The sequence below is a fragment of the Thermovirga sp. genome (genome assembly GCA_012523215.1).
In the GTDB taxonomy this organism is placed as follows: domain Bacteria; phylum Synergistota; class Synergistia; order Synergistales; family Thermovirgaceae; genus 58-81.
In genome coordinates, this window is sequence record JAAYIZ010000247.1 from 1 (window position 1) to 2260 (window position 2260).

At 55.9% G+C, this 2260-nt stretch carries 3 protein-coding genes; all 3 read right to left on the minus strand.

Features of this window, described 5'->3' with window-relative positions; genetic code table 11:
- Nucleotides 1-1068: YidE/YbjL duplication (locus GX108_06850; protein ID NLO56750.1), on the minus strand; the 1068-nt coding region annotated here is incomplete at its 3' end.
- 46 nt (nt 1069-1114) lie between these two features.
- Entirely contained in the window at nt 1115-1867 is a 753-nt protein-coding gene (locus GX108_06855) for an IclR family transcriptional regulator (protein NLO56751.1), read from the minus strand.
- 171 nt (nt 1868-2038) lie between these two features.
- Nucleotides 2039-2260 (minus strand): hypothetical protein (locus GX108_06860; GenBank protein ID NLO56752.1); only part of this gene is annotated, 222 nt, incomplete at its 5' end.

Consider the following 2260-nt stretch of genomic DNA (forward strand, 5'->3'; position numbering starts at 1 on the left):
ACATTCATCGGAGCCCGTCGATTCTATGGCGGCGCCCAACCCCGGCGTGCTGGTCATGGCCCCGGGTATAGCACCTAGGAATATCACCCAGTTGAGCTTGAAAAAGCATCTTCCCACGATGAGACCCGCGAGAAGGCTCACAATCGCAGAGACAGCGCCTATGGACACCAGGGCGAACCCGTGCTCAGCCAGTATCCTGGGTATATCGGGGCCGGCCTGTATGCCCATGACGGCGAGAAAGTAGGCCAGCGAAAAGGTGCGGAGTGCCGAGAGGACTGAGCCGTCAAGGCGCATGGGGAAGGGGCCGATGTTGCCCAGCGCCCCGGCGAAGAGCGCGAAGATCAGCGCGCCTCCGGTACTACCCAGGGAGAAATCGCCCACCATCGGGATGGGGATGGTAATGGTCCCGAAGAGGACGCCGCCGATCATGCAGAGAATGAAGGAGACCAGAGTGAAGGGCACGGAGCCTCCTCCAGGGGTTGAAACCGGATTTGCATCGTGGATGGTCTTTACCAGTATTTTTCGTTCACCCACAAGATCCAACTTGAGGAACAGGGGGATCAGTTGCACGAAGAGCACCACCGCGACGACCCCGAAGGGATAGGCGATCGTATAGCCGATGGTGATGAGCGGATCCCCGCCGGATACCTCGAGGGCGGCGCCAAGTCCGGGGGAACTGGTAAGGGCTCCCGTGTAAGTGCCCCCCACGAGCAGAGGTTCCACCGATCCCGAGAATAACAGGGCCATGAAGTAGGTTGCCAGGGCTCCTGCGCCGGTTACGGCGACGGAGAGGACGATGAACCTGTACCCATACCTTTTGATAACGCCGATGATATCCTTCGATGAAAGGAGTCCCACGGCAGTGACGAAGATCAGGAGGTTCCACATGAAAAAAACGGTGGGGACCTTCACACCGAGCCACCCCATGATTATACCCGTGAAAAGGGCGCCGGAAGTCCCCAACCCCACTCCCTTGATCTTCAAGTTGCCCAGAACAAGACCCGTGAAGACGGCTACGCTGAGAAGGAAGATCGGGTTCGAAAGCAAAGATGATAGATATTGATGCATGACCACCGCGCACGTCCTTTCATTACTGACCTTCTGCGTTTATCTTCTACGTGCCCCGGAATCCCAGGCGGCGGGATATCTCGTCGGCACCGTTCCTGAGGAGGGAGAGCCACTCGTCGACCACATCGGAAGTGAAGGTTTCCCTGGGTCCGACCAAGCTGAGGCAGGCCCATACCTTGCCGTGCCGGTCCCTTATGGGGGCGGCCATGCCGAAGGCTCCGACTCGGTTCTCCTCCACGCTGACGGCGTAACCCTGCTTTTTGATCTTTCGGTATTCTTCCATCAGTTTTTCCGGGTCTGTCTCCGTATAGGGGGTTTTTTTCTCGATGTTCCTGTTCTTGAGTATCCTTTGAATACGGGCTTCGGGCAGGTAGGCGGTCAGCAGTTTTCCCAGGGCGCCGGCGTTGAAGGGGAAACGGCTCCCAGTCTGGCCCTGGTAGATGTACTTGTCGCCGATACCCAACTTGTAGGCCAGGATCGGTTCATCGCCTTCACGAATGCCGATAAGCACGGAAGTGCCGGTCTGTTTCGCCAGGGAATCCATTATGGTATGGGAGACATCCCAGATGCCCTTCGAATCGCTGTAGACATTGCCCAGCCGAAAGATAAGGGGACCGAGGGAGTACTTCCTGGTGGAGGGGTTTTGTACCAGCAGGTTCTCCTCTGCGAGAGACCTGATGATTTTATGGATACCGCTCTTGGACACGCCGATCTCCCTTGAGAGTTCCGTAACTCCCATCTCGTAGGGAGGCTCACCAAGCCTTTTCAGGATCCAGATGAGCTTTTTATGGCTGTTCATTTCTCATCTCCGTTAGCTAGTAGAGAACTTATTTCTCCCCTATAGAACTTCAAAACCATTTTTCCCGACTTATTCCTTTTTGTCAAGGTTACGCATCGGTAATTTGATTCACGCCAAAAGGCATAAAAAAGGCGGGACTAAAGTCCCGCCAGGTGAAATCCGGGAAGTGCCCTATTGGCCCGATTTTTTTATCAGTTCATTCAGGGCCGAAACCAGTGGTTGAATCCCCGCCGCCGAAGCCTTCTTCTGGAGGATCTCCTTCGAGTTGAGCGAAGATCCCCAGTAAGAGGCGTTGGTGTCATGGTCGGTGGTGACCAGGGCCCCGCTGAGCGAGAGTCCCGCGAAGAGTCCCTTGTTGACGGAATAACTGTAGATCGAGGCCTGGAGGTTCAC

Excerpts from the sequence above, each read along its gene's own strand:
- GX108_06855 (NLO56751.1), bottom strand. The coding sequence starts at position 1,867 with ATGAACAGCCATAAAAAGCTCATCTGGATCCTGAAAAGGCTTGGTGAG.